At 62.8% G+C, this 18,433-nt stretch carries 18 protein-coding genes; 13 read left to right on the top strand and 5 right to left on the bottom strand.

Features of this window, described 5'->3' with window-relative positions:
* Positions 1–205: 205 nt before the first annotated feature.
* The 4 genes from cobJ to cobG are packed head-to-tail and all read right to left on the bottom strand — an operon-like array spanning position 206 to position 4,572.
* Positions 206–1,906 (bottom strand): precorrin-3B C(17)-methyltransferase, encoded by a 1,701-nt coding sequence (gene cobJ, locus KSS97_RS04245; protein WP_198797863.1) that lies wholly within the window; start codon positions 1,904–1,906, stop codon positions 206–208.
* The gene (locus tag KSS97_RS04240) at positions 1,903–2,634 is read right to left on the bottom strand and encodes a precorrin-2 C(20)-methyltransferase (RefSeq protein WP_030138017.1); all 732 of its coding nucleotides are present in this window, start codon (positions 2,632–2,634) and stop codon (positions 1,903–1,905) included. The genes cobJ and KSS97_RS04240 overlap by 4 nt, the downstream gene beginning before the upstream one ends.
* Positions 2,634–3,260: a precorrin-8X methylmutase gene (locus KSS97_RS04235; RefSeq protein ID WP_217861154.1), complete on the bottom strand. Its 627-nt coding sequence runs from the start codon at positions 3,258–3,260 to the stop codon at positions 2,634–2,636. Before KSS97_RS04235 ends, KSS97_RS04240 begins: the two co-directional genes overlap by 1 nt.
* Complete coding sequence (cobG, locus tag KSS97_RS04230; protein ID WP_217861153.1) at positions 3,253–4,572, bottom strand: precorrin-3B synthase; 1,320 nt, start codon at positions 4,570–4,572, stop codon at positions 3,253–3,255. Before cobG ends, KSS97_RS04235 begins: the two co-directional genes overlap by 8 nt.
* A 327-nt stretch (positions 4,573–4,899) precedes the next feature.
* On the opposite strand from cobG, the gene cbiE reads away from it, so the two are divergent.
* From cbiE to KSS97_RS04165, 13 genes are all read left to right on the top strand, one after another.
* Complete coding sequence (cbiE, locus tag KSS97_RS04225; RefSeq protein ID WP_217861152.1) at positions 4,900–6,111, top strand: precorrin-6y C5,15-methyltransferase (decarboxylating) subunit CbiE; 1,212 nt, start codon at positions 4,900–4,902, stop codon at positions 6,109–6,111.
* Positions 6,104–7,201, top strand: coding sequence for a cobalt-precorrin-5B (C(1))-methyltransferase (locus KSS97_RS04220; RefSeq protein ID WP_030138013.1), 1,098 nt, complete (start codon positions 6,104–6,106; stop codon positions 7,199–7,201). The genes cbiE and KSS97_RS04220 overlap by 8 nt, the downstream gene beginning before the upstream one ends.
* Positions 7,198–7,920, top strand: a complete 723-nt coding sequence (locus KSS97_RS04215) for a cobalt-precorrin-6A reductase (protein WP_217861151.1) — start codon at positions 7,198–7,200, stop codon at positions 7,918–7,920. The genes KSS97_RS04220 and KSS97_RS04215 overlap by 4 nt, the downstream gene beginning before the upstream one ends.
* A gap of 59 nt (positions 7,921–7,979) precedes the next feature.
* A complete protein-coding gene (locus tag KSS97_RS04210; RefSeq protein WP_092331039.1) occupies positions 7,980–8,315 on the top strand; it encodes a type II toxin-antitoxin system RelE/ParE family toxin in 336 nt (111 codons plus the stop codon).
* 4 nt (positions 8,316–8,319) lie between these two features.
* On the top strand, positions 8,320–8,643 hold the full coding sequence (locus KSS97_RS04205; RefSeq protein ID WP_217861150.1) for a helix-turn-helix domain-containing transcriptional regulator: 324 nt from the start codon (positions 8,320–8,322) through the stop codon (positions 8,641–8,643).
* 190 nt (positions 8,644–8,833) lie between these two features.
* Entirely contained in the window at positions 8,834–9,232 is a 399-nt protein-coding gene (locus KSS97_RS04200; RefSeq protein ID WP_217861149.1) for a DUF2946 domain-containing protein, read from the top strand.
* A 45-nt stretch (positions 9,233–9,277) separates the two neighbouring features.
* Positions 9,278–9,757 carry a copper chaperone PCu(A)C gene (locus KSS97_RS04195; protein WP_217861148.1) on the top strand — a complete coding sequence of 160 codons (480 nt, stop codon included), beginning with the start codon at positions 9,278–9,280 and terminating at the stop codon, positions 9,755–9,757.
* Between the two features lie 59 nt (positions 9,758–9,816).
* The gene (locus KSS97_RS04190) at positions 9,817–10,194 is read left to right on the top strand and encodes a DUF2946 domain-containing protein (RefSeq protein ID WP_217861959.1); all 378 of its coding nucleotides are present in this window, start codon (positions 9,817–9,819) and stop codon (positions 10,192–10,194) included.
* A gap of 83 nt (positions 10,195–10,277) precedes the next feature.
* Positions 10,278–12,404, top strand: coding sequence for a TonB-dependent copper receptor (locus KSS97_RS04185; RefSeq protein WP_217861147.1), 2,127 nt, complete (start codon positions 10,278–10,280; stop codon positions 12,402–12,404).
* A gap of 192 nt (positions 12,405–12,596) precedes the next feature.
* The gene (locus KSS97_RS04180; RefSeq protein ID WP_217861146.1) at positions 12,597–13,976 is read left to right on the top strand and encodes a PepSY-associated TM helix domain-containing protein; all 1,380 of its coding nucleotides are present in this window, start codon (positions 12,597–12,599) and stop codon (positions 13,974–13,976) included.
* Between the two features lie 202 nt (positions 13,977–14,178).
* Positions 14,179–14,961 carry an ABC transporter ATP-binding protein gene (locus KSS97_RS04175; protein WP_217861145.1) on the top strand — a complete coding sequence of 261 codons (783 nt, stop codon included), beginning with the start codon at positions 14,179–14,181 and terminating at the stop codon, positions 14,959–14,961.
* Positions 14,962–14,963: 2 nt separating this feature from the next.
* Positions 14,964–15,911: an ABC transporter substrate-binding protein gene (locus KSS97_RS04170; protein ID WP_217861144.1), complete on the top strand. Its 948-nt coding sequence runs from the start codon at positions 14,964–14,966 to the stop codon at positions 15,909–15,911.
* The gene (locus tag KSS97_RS04165) at positions 15,908–16,918 is read left to right on the top strand and encodes a FecCD family ABC transporter permease (protein ID WP_217861143.1); all 1,011 of its coding nucleotides are present in this window, start codon (positions 15,908–15,910) and stop codon (positions 16,916–16,918) included. The genes KSS97_RS04170 and KSS97_RS04165 overlap by 4 nt, the downstream gene beginning before the upstream one ends.
* Here KSS97_RS04165 and KSS97_RS04160 read toward each other — a convergent pair.
* Positions 16,893–18,428 carry a class I SAM-dependent methyltransferase gene (locus KSS97_RS04160; RefSeq protein ID WP_217861142.1) on the bottom strand — a complete coding sequence of 512 codons (1,536 nt, stop codon included), beginning with the start codon at positions 18,426–18,428 and terminating at the stop codon, positions 16,893–16,895. The two genes, KSS97_RS04165 and KSS97_RS04160, sit on opposite strands and share 26 nt — an antisense overlap.
* Positions 18,429–18,433: the final 5 nt, after the last annotated feature.

The following is an 18,433-nucleotide window of genomic DNA, read 5'->3' as shown; positions in this document are numbered from 1 at the left end:
ACAACACCCAGGCACGACCAATAAATATCCAAATAAAACAAACTTCAAACATTAATTAGAACGACCGTCCAACTTACAAACGACAACGTTACAAACCAGTCTATTGAACGCTCAATAAAACGCCGTTCAATTCACTGACGAAGTGACGCGATATGGCAGGAAATACAAAGTAATAACGGCGGCCCGAACGGGCCGCAATGTTTCATCAGAGGGGCTTGTCGCCATACCACCGCGGTGTATACACCCAATCGCCACCCTTGGCACGGGGGAACACGCACGTCGTGGAAGAGCCCACCAGCACCATCGTGCGCATGTCCACCTGATCCGGGGTCAATTGCCCCAGCGTCGTGACGCGCAACGTCTGGCCCGGTCGACCGATATCCCGCCCCAAGACGACGGGAGTGCCTGGAGTGCGATGTTGCGCGACGATTTCCAGCGCCCGTCCCAACTGCCAAGGACGAGAGCGGGAGATGGGGTTGTAGAACGCCAGGGCCAGGTCGGCTTCGGCCGCCAGGTCCAGGCGCTTCTCGATGATCGACCACGGCTTGAGATTGTCCGACAGCGACATCACGCAGAAGTCATGCCCCAGCGGCGCGCCCGCCTGGGCGGCCGTGGCCAGGGAAGCGGATACGCCCGGCAGAATTTCCAGGTCCACCTGGTGCCAGGCCGGATCGCTGGAATCATGCAGCGCTTCGAGCACCGCCGCCGCCATGGCGAACACGCCAGGGTCGCCCGAGGATACCACCACCACCGACCGCCCCTGGGCCGCCAGTTCGAAGGCGTGCCGGGCGCGCTGCATCTCTTCACGATTGTCGGTGCAGTGTTGTATCTGATCGGCACGGAAAGGCCCGGCCATGCGCACATAGGTTTCATAACCCAGCACGTCGGTTGCACGGTCAAGTTCCGCGCGCACGGCCGGAACCATGAGCTCAGCCGCGCCAGGGCCCAGACCGATCACCGCCAGACGCCCGCGCGGGCGGCCGATCCGTTGCGGATCGAGGGGCTGTGCGGCCACAGCAATGGCAACGTCGCCCGAGACCCGAGGGGATGCCCGATGGCCGATGGCGTCACCCAGCCACTGCGCCACACTGCCGTTGGCCGTAACGAAGCGCAGCGGCACGCCCAGGACCGACGCAGCTTGCTGCAACTCGGAGCGCACCATGTCGCTGTCCGCCGTCAACAGGCACGCCACTGATTGCATCGCGAGTCCGGCCTGGGCCAGCGCTTGCTCAATGGAGGCCAACACATCCGTCGCGCCAGCGCTCACTGCGACCACGACACTGCGCGGATAAATGCGCAACTCGTTCGCCGCAGGCACTCCCGCAGCACTGTCGATTCGGATCGCCAACCGAGCCTGTGCATCTTGCGGCAACTGCGCCTGGTCCAGCCACGGCGCGGCGCCTTCGATGCGCACCGGCTCACCGGCCAGCAGATCAGACACGAAGCGCTTGCCCTGCTCCAGGTCGCCGAGGCGGTAGCCGCTTGGCGGATTGAGCAGGCACGTGCCGAAACGCAACTCGCCGCTGGTGGTGATTGCCGGCGCGACTTGCAGCGCTGCCGCGATTTCACGGGCCATGACGTTCACGCCGCCGAGCCCGCCCAGCAACGGCACCACGGCGCTGCCATCCTCGGCCACCACCAGCACTGGCGGCTCGGCGCCTTTTTCCAACAACAGTGGCGCCAAGCTGCGAATGACAATGCCCGCCGCGCACAGGGCGATGATCGGCGTGTCTTGCTGATAGAGCTCGCGCAATGTCGCGCCGAATTCCGTGTATGGCCGGTCACTGCCCTCGACCCGACCGGCCAGGCCGTGGATCAAGGCTTCGGGATAACGCTGCTGGATTCGCCGGGCCGTCGCCAGGCTGCCCTGGCCGAGAATGACAATTGCCGGAACCGTTGAAGTCATCCCTGCCACCGTTCGCCAGGGACAATGATCAGCGAGAAATACGGCGAAGACATCGGCTCGACTTCATCCAACGGCACGATCTTTTGATTGGCCATGGTCGCTCGTTCGACGTACAGCGCCCGTCCGTCCATGCCCAGCTCCTGGAGCACTTGGCGAACCTTGGGAAAGTTTCGCCCCAGCTTCATGATGACGGCAGCATCGGCGTCGGCCAGGCGACGCTTGAGTTCTTCGTGGGGCAACACGCCCGAAAGCACCGACAGGCTCTGGTTGCGATAGACCAGCGGCGCACCCAGCACCGAGGCACCACCGAGCATCGAGCAAACACCCGGGATGACTTCGGCATCGTAGCGCTCGGCCAAACGATCGTGCAGGTACATGTAGGAGCCGTAGAAGAACGGATCGCCTTCGCAAATCACCGCCACGTCACGCCCTGCGTCCAGGTGCACGGCCAATTGCTCGGCGGCGGTGTCGTAGAAATCGGCGATTACTTGCTCATAGGACAATGGCGCTGGCAGCACCTCGGTGGTGACCGGATAGACCAGCGGCAGCAACGTCTGCGCGTCCTGCAAATGGGCTTCGATGATGCCGAAGGCGTTGCCCTTCTTGCCCTTGGCGACGAAGTACGCCACGACAGGCGACTCGCGCAGCAGGCGCAGGGCCTTGACCGTAATCAGTTCCGGATCACCGGGGCCAACGCCGAGGCCGATCAGACGTCCAGGCTGCTGCATCATTCAATCTCCGTGGCGAGGGCGTTGACGGCGGCGGCAGCCATGGCGCTACCGCCCAGGCGGCCTTGCATGATCACGAACGGTACGCCACGGCTGTCGGCCGCCAGCGCGGCCTTGGATTCGGCGGCGCCGACAAAGCCCACCGGAAAGCCGAGGATCAGGGCCGGTTTTGGCGCACCTGCATCGAGCATTTCCAACAGGTAGAACAGCGCCGTCGGCGCGTTGCCGATGACCACGACGCTGCCTTCCAGATGCGGACGCCACAATTCCAGCGCCGCCGCCGAGCGGGTGTTGCCCAACTCACGGGCCAACGCCGGCACAGTGTCGTCGCGCAAGGTGCAGATCACCTCATTATTGGCCGGCAAACGGGCCCGGGTCACACCCTCGGACACCATCCGCGCGTCGCACAGGATCGGCGCACCGGCGGCCAGCGCCAGGCGTCCAGCCGCGCCCGCGCCTTCGGAAAACTGCAGGCCGTCGATAGCCTCGACCATGCCGCAGGCGTGGATCACCCGCACCGCGAGTTTCTCCAGGTCGGCCGGAATGCGCGCCAGGTTGGCTTCGGCGCGGATGATCGCGAAGGAGTTGCGATAGATCTCCTGACCGTCGCGGATGTAATCAAGCATCAAGGGGGCTCCGGGGATGAGCGTCGAGCCAGTGGTCGAGCGCTTCGATAGTCAGATTGTGTGCCTGCAACGCGCCGAAACCCGGCAGCGTGGCATCGCGAAAATACAGGTCATAACGACCGGGGGCGACCGCCAGCAAGGTGACGGGTGCGACATGGGCCGCCGCGCAAGAGCGCGGGCAGCCGGAAAAATGGATCTTCAATGCCTGGCCTCGGCGTTGCAGTCCCTCGGCCAGTCGGCGGGCGTCGGCCTTGGTGTCGGCGAGGGCTTTGCCACAGCCACTGGAACCGGTGCAGGCGATGAGTTGTGCGAAGGGCTGATCACTCGAACCTAAAAATCCCAGTTCTTCAAGCCGCGCCAACACTTCATCGGCATATTCGCGATGCACGTTGGGCAGCAACAGGCTCTGCCAGGGAGTGAAACGAAAGCTGCCGTCGCCCTTCTCCCGTGCCAACTGCGCCGCTCCTCGCAGCATTCCGGCGTCGAGCCGGCCAAGAGCCGCCGCCGCGCCGACATAGACAAGGTCGTCGTGCTGGGAATGGACACCGAGGTGCAGTCCATCGATGGATACATCCCGCTGCCAGTCCGGGCAAGATTGCAGGGGGACGCGGCAGGCCACGCAGGTCATGAATTCGTCCGCGGGAAGTTCAGCCAGCAAGTCACGCATGCGAATCTGGTCCGGACGCGCCAAGTCCAGAAACACCTCAAGTACCGCCACCACCAAGGCGTGCCCTTGGGCCAGGGGCACCCGGCCCGCCGGTTTGTCCAGCGGGGTGCCGGCCAAGCCGAAGGCCAGCCAGGGCTCGCCGTCGCGGACCAGGGCCGACAGCCACAGGTCGTGGTGATGTTCGAGCATCGCCAGCGCTTCCCCACCGTCCAGTTGCACGGCGAACTTGGCCGACAACTCATGGAAACGTTCGTGGGTTTGCAGGGTGACGAGGATCTGTCCGGCCAATGGGCGGGTGTCGAACAGCATCTGCCGATCAATTCCTGCCGAAGGGCTGAGCATCAGGTTGCGCACGTCATCGCCGGACGGTTTGCGGGGACCAAGCCCGGCAGCCAGCAATGCCTCGATCAGCGCGTCATGCCCAGGGCCAATCCCACGGATTTGCAGGTTGGCCCGGTTGGTCACCTCGATCACGCCACCGGCGAACCGCTCGGCCACCGAAGCCACGGCATCGGCCTGATCCGCCCGGATAGAACCGCCATCGAGCTTGATCCGACAGATCCCCCCGTCCAGCGCCTGGACGACACGTAGCAACCCCGGGCAACCGGAGGGGCGAATGACGTTTAAGGATGGATGTTGGTTCAAGGCAGGACCGGCAGATAAGAAACGCCACGACGGCGAGGGGCCGTCATTATGCCTGCTTTGCCGGGGGTCATGAAAAGCTTGCTGGTCGGAATGCTGATGGTGGACACACAAATCCTGTATCCATCACAAATCCCCCCTGTGGGAGCGAGCTTGCTCGCGATAGCGGTCTGCCTGAAAAAGTGATGTCGAGTGTAACGCCATCATCGCGAGCAAGCTCGCTCCCACAGGGGATGGGTCACGCCTGATCCACCGGAGCGCGGTATGATGGCGGCCCGTTCGCGGACGCTACCAGTGCGCCGATCCAACCTATTCATTCGAGGAACAGAGATGACCCCCTGGCTGACCGTAGTGGGCATCGGTGAAGACGGCTTCAAGGGCCTGGGCCGAACGGCCCGCCATGCCTTGCTGCAGGCATCGCGGATCCTGGGCAGCGCTCGCCAGTTGGAATTGCTGCCGCTGTGCATCCGTGGTGAAAGAGAATCGTGGCCCAGCCCGTTCTCCCTGGAACCGTTGCTTGCCCGCCAGGGCGAACCGGTGTGCGTGCTGGCCAGCGGCGATCCGATGTTCTATGGCGTCGGCGCGAGCCTGGCCAGACAGGTGCCCAGCGATCAAATGTTGATCATCCCCGCGCCATCCTCCTGTTCGCTGGCCGCGGCGCGCATGGGCTGGCCGCTGCAGGACGTGGTCACGCTGTCATTGGTGGCGCGCCCCATGACGGCGCTCAATGTGCATTTATCCACAGGCGTCAGGCTGTTGTTGCTGAGCAATGATCGCCAGACCCCTGCCGCAGTGGCGGCGTTGCTGCGTGAGCGGGGATTCGGCTCGAGTGTCATGACTGTCCTGGAGCATCTGGGTGGTGCTGCCGAACGACGGATCGAAAACACCGCGACACAGTGGTCCGATGAACCCGTCGCCGACCTGAACCTGATCGCCATCGAATGCCGCGCCGAACCGTCGACGCGCGCCCTCTCACGCCTGGCCGGCCTGCCGGACACCGCGTTCGAGCATGACGGCCAGTTGACCAAACGCGACGTGCGCGCCATCACCCTGGCCCGCCTCGCCCCCACACCCGGCGAGCTGCTGTGGGATGTCGGTGCCGGCAGCGGCTCCATCGGCATCGAATGGATGCGCGCCCATCCTAGCTGCCGGGCCCTGGCCATCGAAACCGACGAAGGCCGACAAGCCTTGATCGAACGCAACCGCGACACCCTCGGCGTGCCGGGCCTGCAACTGATTCGCGGCAGCGCCCCGCAGGCGTTGGAAAACCTCGAACGGCCGGACGCGGTGTTCATCGGCGGTGGCGTCACCCGCGAAGGCGTGCTCGACGCCTGCTGGACCCAACTCAAGCCCGGTGGCCGACTCGTCGCCAACGCCGTGACCCTGCAAAGCGAAACGACCCTGATGCACTGGCGCGAACGTCACGGCGGTGAACTGACCCGCATCCACATCGCCCAGGCCCAGCCCTTGGGCGAGTTCGACACCTGGCGCCAGGCCTTGCCGATCACCTTGCTCGACCTGGTCAAGCCTCTCGATGCGTGACGAAACCGCCGAACAACCCGCGCCCCTGCGCAGCGGCCTGACCACCGGCAGTTGCGCCACCGCCACCAGCCTGGCAGCGGCCCGCTTGCTGCTGCGCGGCACCGAGGCCGATGCCGTTGAAATCGTCTTGCCCAAGGGCAAGCACGTGCAGATGCGCCTGGAGTTCTGCCGTTTGACCGAGCAAGGCGCCGAGGCAGGGACGATCAAGGACGCCGGCGATGACCCGGACGTGACCCACGGCGCCCTGTTGTTTTCCCAGGTGCGCTTGATCGCCGAACCCGGCGTGCGCTTCGTCGCCGGGCGCGGCGTGGGCACAGTGACACGGCCGGGATTGGTGCTGGGCGTCGGTGAGCCGGCAATCAACCCGGTGCCGCGTCAGATGATCAACGATCACCTCGGCCGCTTGGCCGAAGAAAGCGGCTACGCCGGAGGTTTCGAAGTCACGGTCAATGTCGAGGGCGGCGAAGCCCTGGCGTTGAAAACCATGAATCCGCGACTGGGCATCCTCGGCGGCCTCTCGATCCTTGGCACCAGCGGCATTGTCCGGCCGTTTTCCTGCGCGGCCTACATCGCCTCGATCCACCAAGGCATCGACGTGGCGAAAACCAATGGGTACCTGCACATCGCCGCCTGCACCGGCAACGCCAGCGAAGACACCATGCGCCGGGTCTACAACCTGCCGGAAATCGCCCTGATTGAAATGGGCGACTTCGTCGGCGCCGTGCTCAAGCATGTGCGCAAGGTGCCGGTGGAAAAACTCAGCCTCTGCGGCGGCTTTGGCAAGATCAGCAAACTCGCCGCCGGCCACATGGACCTGCACAGCCGCCACTCGAGCATCGACCTGCCGCAATTGGCCGAATGGGCCGCTGCGATCGGTGCCGATGAGATTCTGCAGAACGGCATCCGAGGAGCCAATACCAGCCAACAAGCCCTGGCGATGGCCAGCGCCGCCGGCATCGCCTTGGGCGACGTGGTGTGCGAGCACGCCCTGGCCTTCGCCCGCAGCGTGGTGCCGGCCCAGGTCCAGGTCGAAGTCTTCGCCATCGACCGCCAGGGCGGGATCGTCGGCCACGCCGGAGCCTTGTCATGAAACGTTTCCTGCTGCTCGGTGGCGTCACCGAAGCCCTGGCCATTGCTCGAACCCTCGGGCCCCAGCACATCTACAGCCTGGCCGGCATCGGCCGCATCCCCACCGACCTGACCTGCCAGGTGCGCGTCGGCGGCTACGGCGGCGCCGAAGGGCTAGCGCAATTCATCCGCGCCGAGGGCATCGACCTGCTATTGGATGCAACCCACCCCTACGCCGCGCAAATCAGCCACAACGCCGCCCACGCGGCCCGCGCCTGCGCCATCCCCTGCTGGGCCCTGCGCCGCCCGGTCTGGCAACCCCAAGCCGGCGATGACTGGCGCGAAGTGGCCGACTGGAGCGAATTGATCCAGGCCCTGCAACCGTTCCAGCGCCCCTTGTTCACCCTCGGGCGCGAGCCGCTGCAACACCTGGATGAAATCCCGCCAGAGCAATTCTGGACCTTGCGGGCGCTGGAGGTTTACCCCGGTAATGAGCGCTGCGAAGTGATCGGGGCTCGTGGTCCTTTTCATATCGAGAGCGAGCGTGAGCTGTTCGAACGGCGGCGGATCGATGTGCTGGTGAGCAAGAACAGCGGCAGCACTGCTACTGAACCGAAGCTGGAGGTGGCGCGGGAACGGGGGGTGCCGGTGTTGGTGTTGAAGCGGCCGGTGTTGCCGGGGGTGGATCGGGAGTTCGAGAAGCTTGAAGAAACACTTGAGGCGTTGGCGCTTCTGAGGTGATGAGACAAGATCACTGCCTTGCGTGAACAGTAACCTATTTGTTACCTTCAAGGCCGCACGTGATCACACTCGAAGAATATCTACAAGACAACGATACAAGCCCATTCAAGCGTTGGTTTTCCACTCTGGATGCCCAAGCGGCTTTCAAGGTATCCAACGCACTGATGCGTTTGGAGTTGGGCAACACCTCAAATATCAAATGGTTCGACGGTTTGGGCGAGTATCGTATCAACTGGGGCCCAGGTTATCGGGTGTACCTGACCCAGGAGGGCAAGCGCCTGATCATCTTGTTTGGTGGGGGAGACAAGTCCACTCAGAAAAAAGACATCAAACAGGCAAAAATGCTTGTTGCAGAATTCCGAGCCCGGAAAAAAGCAGAAAGGAACATGAGGTAACGCAATGGCTCTCACACGCAGCTACAAACATACGATCGCCGAACGCGCCCAGCGAGATCCTGAGTTTGCCCAGATCCTGCTGGACGAAGCCGCTACTTTATTTTTAAACGGAGAACCCGAGATGGCGAGGATGATTCTTCGTGATCTTGTGAATGCCACTGTGGGGTTTGAAGAGTTGGCAAAGGAAACGTCCAAACCCAGCAAAAGCCTGCACCGGATGCTTTCAGCCAAAGGTAATCCAAGCATGGATAACCTGGCCGCAATATTTGCAGTCATCCGTACGACTCTGGGAGTCGACATGCAGGTACATGCCGTACCGGCGCATTGAGGTTGTGCGAACGGGAAGCATCCGGGTGTATTCCCAAACAAGGCCCCAGCCCACAAAAACGCCAACTTGAAAATCTATTGCTACTGTTAACACCAGCCCTGCGACCCTACACCGCACGTGGCCTTTTTACTTCTGCCCCCCGATCAGGCTAAATACCGCCACCTGATCGCCCAACCTAGCGGATTGCCCCATGTCCCGAAAACGGCTTGCATTTGCCTGGATCGCCTGCTTCGCAGTGCTGTTCAACATGCTTGCCATGCCGCTTTCCAACAGCGGGGGTGCGACCGCCAATTCGCCAGCCGAGCAACTGCTGTGGGGCAGTTTCTGTTCCTCCGGCGGCACGAAAATGGTGGCGATTTCCCTGGGCACGTTCGAACAGGGCACGCCGCAACAGGACAATCATTCCACCATGCAACATTGCTGGTGCTGCTCAGGTCCGGCGCCATTGGTGGCGCTTGCCGGGCATGCGCCGCAGTTGTATCTGGATGCTCAACTGGCCCATCGTGCCGCCATCCATTCGAAACTCGACAGCCCTACCCCGCGCCAGCAATGGCCCAGCCTGAACCCTCGCGCCTCGCCTCTGGCCTGATTCCTCCGCATACACCTGCGTCCTGAATCGTTCCGGAGATTTGCCATGTTGAACAAACTTATCCTGCTGGCCGCCCTGCTGCTTCCTGTCGGCTTCGCCCAAGCTCACCAATACAAAGCGGGCGAGCTTGAGATCGCCCATCCGTGGTCCCAGGAATTGCCACCCAACGCACCGACCGTGGCCGCGTATTTCGTGATCCACAACAGCGGCACGACCGCCGACAAACTGCTCGGCGTAGACTCGCCCATCGCCGGCAAAGCCGAACTCCATGAGCACGTGATGCAAAACGACCTGATGAAAATGCAACCGGTGCCCGTCGTGAATATCGCCCCCGGTGCGACCGTCACCTTCGCGCCGATGGCGTATCACGTGATGCTGCTGGACCTGAAAGACCGCAGCCTGCTCAGCGACGGCAAACGTTTCCCCATGACCTTGCACTTCGAAAAGGCCGGGGATGTCACGGTGGACGTCGCGGTGCAGAAAAAAGCACCCGACGGCACCAAGACGCATAAACACGAACAGTAAGACGTAGCCGCCCCATGCAACCTCGTCGCGCCAGCTTGTCCACTCGCCGCCGTCAGCCCATGAGCCTGGCCCGCGGTAGCTGGATCAGCCTGTTCGCCATGCTGATGATCTTCATCGGTCCGCTGGTTTCCCAGTCGATGCCGATGGGTCAGCGCATGTCCATGCCGATGGACATGGACATGAGCATGGAAATGGCGGCGCACGAAGCACCGGCAGCCGAACATTGCCCGCCCCAGAGCGAGCACCATGCGCTGTGGGAAAAATGCGGCTATTGCAGCCTGCTGTTCAACTGCCCCGCGCTGCCCGGCGGTCATACCTTCGCCGCCTTCGACACGCCGCACACCAACACCTTCACCAGCCCTTCCCCACGCCTGGGCCATGCCCGGCCCGCGTTCTTCCCGGGTGCCCGCACCCGCGCACCGCCCTTCGCAGCGTAGCTCCCGACACTTACTCACCCGGTCGTACAAGACAGCCCCAGGCTGCCCGACCGTGTCGTCTACGTCTGTTCGATGGAATCATCATGTCCAGGTTTCCTGCTGGCATCGCTTTGGGCTCTGCCCAGGTTCGCTGCCCTCTGAACGATCCACGGGTTCGTTCGCGCCAAACCATTGCCGCCCTGTGCGGCCTGCTGCTCACCCCGCTCGCGCTGGCCGATGAGCACGAGCATCACGACCATCCGGTCGAAGAGCTGAGCCCGACGGTCATCACCGCCATCGCTCCCAGCTCACCGCTGACCGTCGTCACCAACCCCAAGGACCCGCGCCAACCGGTGCCGGCCAGCGATGGCGGCGACTACCTCAAGACCATTCCCGGCTTCGCCCTGGTGCGCAACGGCGGCACCAACGGCGATCCGGTGTTGCGCGGCATGTTCGGCTCGCGGCTGAACATCCTCACCAACGGCAGCATGCTCTTGGGCGCTTGCCCGGGGCGAATGGACGCGCCGACGTCCTACATTTCGCCGGAAACCTACGACAAGCTCACCGTGATCAAAGGCCCGCAAACCGTACTTTGGGGCCCCGGTGCCTCGGCCGGGACCGTGCTGTTCGAGCGCGAGCCGGAGCAGTTCGGCGAGCTCGGCACCCGGGTCAACGCCAGTGTGCTGGCCGGCTCCAACGGCCGTTTCGACAAAGTGGTGGACGTCGCCGCTGGCGGGCCGCGGGGTTATGTACGGGTGATCGGCAACACTGCCCATTCGGACGATTACCGCGACGGCAACAACGACACCGTGCCGTCGCGCTACGACAAGTGGAATGGCGACGTCACCCTCGGCTGGACCCCGGACGCCGATACCTTGCTGGAGCTGACCGCCGGCAAGGGCGACGGTGAGGCACGCTACGCCGGGCGTGGCATGGACGGTTCGCAGTTCAAGCGCGAAAGCCTCGGGCTGCGTTTCGAGCGCTCGAACATCGGCGAGGTGTTGGACAAGCTCGAGGCACAGGTCTACTACAACTATGCCGATCATGTGATGGACAACTACACGCTGCGCACGCCGTCCGGCACCGGGATGATGGCCGGGCCCATGGCCTCGAATGTCGACCGCCGCACCCTCGGCGCCCGCATCAAGGCCACCTGGCGTTGGGCCGATGTGCAATTGATCAGCGGCCTCGACGCGCAGACCAACGAGCATCGCCAACGCAGCAGCATGGGCGTGGATACCTACAAGGACCTGCCTTACACCAAGGACGCCGACTTCCACAATTACGGGGTGTTCGGCGAACTGACCTGGTACGCCGCCGACCGCGACCGGGTTATCACCGGCGCCCGGCTCGACCGCGCCTCGGCCAAGGACTATCGCCAGAGCCTCGGTTCGGGCATGTCGGCGCGCCCCAACCCCACCGCCGATGACACCCGGGCCGACACGCTGCCCAGTGGTTTCGTCCGCTACGAACACGACCTGGACGACAGCCCCACCACCCTCTATGCCGGCGTCGGTCACGCGCAACGCTTCCCGGACTACTGGGAGCTGTTCTCGGCGAACGTTGGCCCCAGCGGTTCGCTGAACGCCTTCGACGCGATCAAGCCGGAGAAAACCACCCAGCTCGATTTCGGCCTGCAATACAAGACCGAAACCCTCGAAGCCTGGGCATCGGGTTATGTCGGGCAGGTTCGCGACTACATCCTGTTCGACTACACGCCCGGGATGATGGGCACCACCTCCCGCGCCGAGAACATCGACGCGCGGATCATGGGCGGTGAACTGGGCGCGGCCTACCTGCTCACCGAACGCTGGAAAGCCGATGCCACCCTAGCCTACGCCTGGGGCAAGAACAGCAGCGACGGCAGCGCCCTGGCGCAGATGCCGCCGCTGGACGCGCGCCTGGGCCTGACCTACAGCGAAGACCGCTGGAGCGCCGGGGCCTTGTGGCGGGTGGTGGCGGCGCAGCACCGGGTCGATGAAAACAAGGGCAACGTGGTCGGCAAGGACTACGGCACAAGCTCGGGCTTCGGGGTCTTCTCGCTCAACGGTGCCTATCGCATCAATCAACACTGGAAGGTCAGCAGCGGCGTCGACAACCTGTTCGGCAAAGCCTACGCCGAGCACTTGAACCTGGCCGGCAACGCCGGGTTCGGCTACCCGGCGAGCGATCCCCAGGCCATCAACGAACCGGGGCGCACGCTCTGGACGAAGGTGGATATGAGTTTCTAACCAGCACCGGAGATCTGTCAGCAAGAACACAAACTGTGGGAGCGAGCTTGCTCGCGATGGCGAAGGCACATTCAACATCGATGCAAGCTGAACCATTGCTATCGCGAGCAAGCTCGCTCCCACAGTGGTTCGTTTCCACCTTGACTGACCGCACAACATAACAACCCATTTTGCCCTGCGGAGCGCTTTCTGATGAGCCAACCGAAACCGAATTTCTACAACCTGGCCTGGCGTTGGCATTTCTATGCCGGGCTGTTCGTCGCGCCGTTCATGGTGATGCTGGCCCTGACCGGGATCATTTACCTGTTCAAGCCGCAACTCGATCCACTGATGTACGGCGACTTACTGAATGTGCCGGCCAGTCATCACGCCCTGGCGGCGGACGACCTGCTCAAGCAGGTCCGCCAGGCCTACCCCGAAGGCCAGGTCAAGCAGTACCTGCCACCGGTCAATGCCGAACGCAGCGCGCAATTCGTGGTGATCGACCAAGGCCGGGAACTGAATGTGTTCATCGACCCGTACCACGGCGACATCCTTGGCGAGCAGGATGCGAAGAACAACCTGCAAGCCATGGCCCGGGCGATCCACGGCGAATTATTGATCGGCACGGTCGGCGACCGATTGGTGGAAATGGCCGCCGGCTGGGGCGTGGTGCTGGTGGTTTCCGGCCTGTACCTGTGGTGGCCGCGCGGGCAATCATCGGCCGGCGTGCTGTGGCCGCGCTGGAGCGCGCGCGGTCGGCTGTTCTGGCGCGACTTGCACGTGGTCCTGGGCTTCTGGGGCGCCGCGTTCCTGCTGGTGATGCTGCTCAGCGGCATGACCTGGACCGGCTTCTGGGGCAAGCAATACGCGGACCTGTGGAACCGCTTCCCGGCGGCGATGTGGAATGACGTGCCGAAGTCCGATGTCGAGGCCGGCAGCCTCAACAACGCCCACCGCCAGACCGTGCCATGGGCCGTGGAGAATACGCCGATGCCGATGTCCGGCGACCACGCCGAGCACATGGCCCACGGCGGCATGCATGAAGGCCCCGCGGCGCCGACCGTCAGCCTGCAAGCGGTGCAGGATATCGCCACCGAGCGCAAGGTCGAACCCGGCTACAGCATCACGCTTCCAACGACCGCTTCTGGCGTGTTCACCATCGCCGTGTTCGCCGACGACCCGCGCAACGACGCGACCCTGCACGTAGACCAATACACCGGCAAGGTCCTGGCCGATGTGCGTTGGGAGCATTACAGCGTCGTGGCCCGCGCCACCGAAACCGGCGTGATGCTGCACGAAGGCAAGATGTTCGGCCCGCTGAACCAGATCATCGTGCTGCTGGTTTGCCTGATGATCCTGTTCAGCGCGGTGAGTGGCCTGGTGATCTGGTGGAAGCGCCGGCCCCAGGGCAAGTTCGGCGTGCCGCCGCTGCGCCACGATTTGCCGACGTGGAAGACCGGGGTGTTCATCATGCTGGCCCTGGCGGTGGTGTTCCCGCTGGTGGGGGCTTCGCTGGTGGTGGTGTGGCTGTTGGACCGGCTCGTCACCCGATTGAATCGTCAGCCTGAGATCGCCTCATCTTCAAGCTGAACACAGCGCGTTAACGGAAAGCGGCGCGAAACCTCTACAATCGCGCCCGCTTTCAACAACTGTAAACACAGTCTAAATGTGGGAGCGGGCTTGCTCGCGAATGCGGTGTGTCAGTCAGCATTTATATGTCTGACACACCGCATTCGCGAGCAAGCCCGCTCCCACAGGGGCTGTGTGTCGATCCGATAATTTGAGTAACCGCATGACCTCCCTAACCCTCTCCCACCTCGCCTGGACGCCCTTGGGCCATGGCCACTGCCATCACCAGTTCCAGCTGCGTGACGCCACGCTGCAGGTGACGGCCGGGGAGTTTGTCGGCTTGATCGGGCCCAACGGCAGCGGCAAGACCAGCCTGTTGCGCTGCGCCTATCGATTCAGTCGACCGGAACATGGCGAGGTCAGACTCGAACATCACAACCTCTGGAAACAGTCCGCGCGTTGGTGCGCCCAGCGCATCGCGGTGGTGCTGCAAGAATTTCCCGACGCCTTCGGCCTGACCGTTGAAGAAGTCGTCGCCATGGGCCGGATGCCTCACAAGGGTTTGTTCGACAGCGACAACCATGAAGACCGCCGGCTGGTAAACCAGGCATTGGCATCGGCCGGGCTCGAAGGCTTTGGCGACCATGCCTTCGCCACGCTCTCGGGCGGTGAGAAGCAACGGGTAATCCTCGCCCGCGCCCTCGCCCAGCAGCCGCAATTGCTGATCCTCGACGAACCGACCAACCACCTCGACCCGCGCTATCAATTGCACCTGCTGCAACTGATCAAGGGCCTGGGCATCGGCACCCTCGCCAGCCTCCACGACCTGAACCTGGCTGCCGCTTTCTGCGATCGCCTGTACGTGATCGAACACGGGCGCATCGTCGCCAGCGGCACGCCCAAGGATGTCCTCACCGCCGAACTGTTGCGCGAGGTGTTCGGCGTCGAAGCCCTGGTGGACGAGCATCCGCTGTCCGGCTACCCACGAATCACCTGGATAACCTAACCATGACCTTGCGTTTCCTGCTGTTGCTGCCCCTGCTGCTGGGCAGCGCCGATGCCCTGGCCGAAGCCACCCGCTACCCGTTGACGATCCAGAGCTGCAACCGCCAGGTGGTATTCAATCAGGCCCCTCGCCATGCCGTCAGCCATGACATCAACATGACGCAGATGATGCTCGCCCTGGGCCTCAAGCACCGCATGGTCGGCTACAGCGGCATCAGCGGCTGGAAATCGGTGACGCCCGAGATGGCGAAGATCCTCGACGGCCTGCCGGAACTCGCCGCCAAATACCCCTCGGTGGAAACCCTGCTCGATGCCAACGTCGATTTCTTCTTCGCCGGTTGGGACTACGGCATGCGCGTGGGCGGCGACCTGACGCCGCAGACCTTGCAACCGCTGGGCATCAATGTCTACGAGTTGACCGAATCCTGCGCGTTCGTAATGAAGCGCCCGGCGGCCTCGCTGGAGGACACCTACAACGACTTGCGCAACCTGGGGAAAATCTTCGACGTGCAGGATCGCGCCAACGCGCTGATCGCCACGATGCAGGCCCAGGTGGCCGAAGTGCGCAAACACCTGCCGGCCCAACAACCGAGGGTATTCCTGTATGACAGCGGCGAAGACCGCGCCATGACCTCCGGGCGCCTGGGCATGCCCCAAGCCCTGATCGACGCGGCCGGCGGGCGCAACATCCTCGATGACGTGGAAACCAGCTGGACGCGGGTGAACTGGGAAAACGTGGTCGAGCGCAACCCGCAGGTCATCGTGATCGTCGACTATGGCGAAGTCAGCGCCGAGCAGAAGCAGCAATTCCTGCTAGACAACCCGGCCCTGCAATCAGTCGATGCGATCAAGCACCGGCGCTTCATCGTGATCCCCTACGTGCAGGCCACCCCGGGCATCGACAACGTGCTGGCGGTGCAAACCCTGGCACGGGGTTTCCACGGCCAATGAACAACCGTCGCTACGCCGCCCTGCTGACGGTCCTCGGCGCGCTCCTGCTGGTGTCGTGCGTGGTCTCCCTCGGCTTCGGGCCGGCCCGGGTGCCAGTGGCTGTGGTCTGGGACATCCTGTTGAGCAAGACCTTGGGGGTCGGCGAGGTCCATTGGACAGCCGGCCAGGAACATATCGTCTGGCTGATCCGCGTCCCGCGCCTGTTACTCGGTGCCTTGGTCGGCGCCGGGCTGGCGTTGATCGGCGCGGTGCTGCAAGCGGTCACGCGCAATCCGCTGGCTGATCCGCACCTGTTGGGCGTCACTTCCGGCGCGACCTTGGGGGCGGTCATCGTGGTGTTGCATGTCGGTGAGGTCATTGGCCTGCTGACCCTGCCCCTCGCCGCCTTCATCGGCGCACTGCTGAGCATGTTGCTGGTGTTGGCCATCGCTGCCCGCCAAGGCCGGCTGGAGAGTGATCGGCTGTTGCTGTGTGGCGTGGCGGTGTCCTTCGTGATGATGGCGGCAGCCAACCTCTTGTTGTTCCTCGGTGACCATCGTGCCAGTTCGACGGTGATGTTCTGGATGCTTGGCGGCCTGGGCCTGGCACGCTGGGAACTGCTGGCCGTACCGGCCGCCAGTGTGCTGCTGGGATTGGTGTTGCTGCTGGGCATGGCCCGGCCACTGAACGCGCTGATGGCCGGTGAACAGACCGCCGTGACCCTGGGCCTGAACGCGGCGAAGGTGCGGTTGTGGATTTTTTTGATCGCGTCGCTGATGACCGGCGTGCTGGTGTCCATCAGCGGCTCGATTGGTTTTGTCGGGTTGATGGTGCCGCATATTGCCAGGCGCCTGGTGGGCGCCGAGCATCGCCGACTGCTGCCAGCCTGCGTACTGCTGGGCGGCCTGTTCCTGGTGTGGGTGGACGTGGCAGCCCGCACGCTGATTGCGCCGGAGGACCTGCCGATTGGGGTCGCTACGGCAGCCATCGGCGGGTTGTTCTTTATTGGCCTGATGCGCCGTCGTTGAAAAGATGCTTTTTCTTGTAGACGCCGAATAACTCGGTCCCAAGGCCTCCATTACGAAAATGTTCAAGCTCCGCTCGAACCAGATCAATGATCAACGCCCGGTCTTCAGCTTTTTCAAGGTTGAAATTCCCGCTGTAGGCAAGGTTGACCATTCGCCAGAGGAAGCAATTGGTTCGGTAAACATCGACGGGCGTCAGCCAACGTTCGAGGAGCGCGGTAATTTCCTCGCTTCGAATCCCCTCGAAGCACCCAATTGAGTGGTCCTTGTCTGGAATGACAGCATCGACCACCTGAGTATCGGCATTCAATCGGTAACGCGCCGGCAAGGTCGAGAACGCTGCATCGGCGGCAATTATGGCGTCGGGCCACAAGCGATTGCCGTTACGCCCCACGGCCTCACCCACGCTCCAGAACTCCCCGTCATCTTTCAGACTACGGGAGATAAAGAGCATTACTTTTTCCAGCTCTACCAAATGGTGCAATGCCGAAACACACATAATGACATCCCACTGTTCACCGGTAGGCGCCAGGTCATTCGCATCCGCCACGATCAAATCGAGGCAGGTTTGCGGCGAAAACTGTTTTGCCGCGATTTGGAGCAGGTCTTCATTGATATCCAGCAGTGACCATTGCACGCCTTCGGGAATAGCCGCTGAAAAACCAGCCTCTATCCGCGCGGCACCGCTGCAGATGGACAAAACCTTTATCACCCCGTGGTCCGTGACTTTCTGGCGTAGCCTCGCTTGAAAATCAGGCGGGGTCTGCGGGACGTTCGCCCTCAGGAGACGAGTCGCATAGGAGTAGGCGGCCTCCCCGGCCAACGGTTCCTGAATGACCATGTCGGCCTGCGCATCATGCCCTTGCGCATGGGCCAGTCCATTCAATGGGCGAACCTTGCGAGCGACGCCCCTTGCAGTTTCACTCTGTCGCTGCTGGACGGTTGAGTAGAACTCGCTCCGGTAGACGCTGCTGAAGTGCGCTATCTCGTTTTTCATGCGCATTGAATGATGTGTCCTGGCCAGGAGCGCCTTTCTCTCTCCTTCCCTGGCGACGCATAAATCTGCTATCGCCAGCCAGTCCGCCGTGGGATCGTTCTGCGCCCCGGGCCCACACTCGATCAAGAGGCGGCCACGCTTGCCCGCCAACCAGGCCAGGTCCAAATCCACCGTCCTCCATTGCGGCGGCGGATTTCTTCCGCAGACATGAAACGCTCCAATCTGAAAGTCGGCCTGAGTTTCGTCTTCAAGAAAAATAACTGAACAAGTAAGCCCATCCCTGCTGATGCTGGGTAGAGCGGCCGAAAAACGAAGGAATAACATTGAATCGGCAAACACATTCAACTGGCTGCTTCGAAGGCGCTCCCCAGCGGTGAGAATCAGTGAATACCTTCCTTCCCTCAGATGCGCTACAGGCATCCATTGCGGATGCTCGGCCAGTTTGACTTCAGGCAACACGTCGAAAACCGCCGTCTCATCGAGAAGAAAAAAGCTTGCAACGCCAGAGTCATTCAAACCGA

Source organism: Pseudomonas alvandae (genome assembly GCF_019141525.1).
Classification (GTDB): Bacteria; Pseudomonadota; Gammaproteobacteria; order Pseudomonadales; family Pseudomonadaceae; genus Aquipseudomonas; species Aquipseudomonas alvandae.
This window is presented reverse-complemented; position numbering and strand designations above follow the sequence as displayed.

Coding starts and splice junctions, on each gene's coding strand:
- cobJ (WP_198797863.1), bottom strand. CDS start 1,906: ATGACTTCAACGGTTCCGGCAATTGTCATTCTCGGCCAGGGCAGCCTG.
- KSS97_RS04240 (WP_030138017.1), bottom strand. CDS start 2,634: ATGCAGCAGCCTGGACGTCTGATCGGCCTCGGCGTTGGCCCCGGTGAT.
- KSS97_RS04235 (WP_217861154.1), bottom strand. CDS start 3,260: ATGCTTGATTACATCCGCGACGGTCAGGAGATCTATCGCAACTCCTTC.
- cbiE (WP_217861152.1), top strand. CDS start 4,900: ATGACCCCCTGGCTGACCGTAGTGGGCATCGGTGAAGACGGCTTCAAG.
- KSS97_RS04220 (WP_030138013.1), top strand. CDS start 6,104: ATGCGTGACGAAACCGCCGAACAACCCGCGCCCCTGCGCAGCGGCCTG.
- KSS97_RS04215 (WP_217861151.1), top strand. CDS start 7,198: ATGAAACGTTTCCTGCTGCTCGGTGGCGTCACCGAAGCCCTGGCCATT.
- KSS97_RS04205 (WP_217861150.1), top strand. CDS start 8,320: ATGGCTCTCACACGCAGCTACAAACATACGATCGCCGAACGCGCCCAG.
- KSS97_RS04200 (WP_217861149.1), top strand. CDS start 8,834: ATGTCCCGAAAACGGCTTGCATTTGCCTGGATCGCCTGCTTCGCAGTG.
- KSS97_RS04195 (WP_217861148.1), top strand. CDS start 9,278: ATGTTGAACAAACTTATCCTGCTGGCCGCCCTGCTGCTTCCTGTCGGC.
- KSS97_RS04190 (WP_217861959.1), top strand. CDS start 9,817: ATGAGCCTGGCCCGCGGTAGCTGGATCAGCCTGTTCGCCATGCTGATG.
- KSS97_RS04185 (WP_217861147.1), top strand. CDS start 10,278: ATGTCCAGGTTTCCTGCTGGCATCGCTTTGGGCTCTGCCCAGGTTCGC.
- KSS97_RS04180 (WP_217861146.1), top strand. CDS start 12,597: ATGAGCCAACCGAAACCGAATTTCTACAACCTGGCCTGGCGTTGGCAT.
- KSS97_RS04175 (WP_217861145.1), top strand. CDS start 14,179: ATGACCTCCCTAACCCTCTCCCACCTCGCCTGGACGCCCTTGGGCCAT.
- KSS97_RS04170 (WP_217861144.1), top strand. CDS start 14,964: ATGACCTTGCGTTTCCTGCTGTTGCTGCCCCTGCTGCTGGGCAGCGCC.
- KSS97_RS04165 (WP_217861143.1), top strand. CDS start 15,908: ATGAACAACCGTCGCTACGCCGCCCTGCTGACGGTCCTCGGCGCGCTC.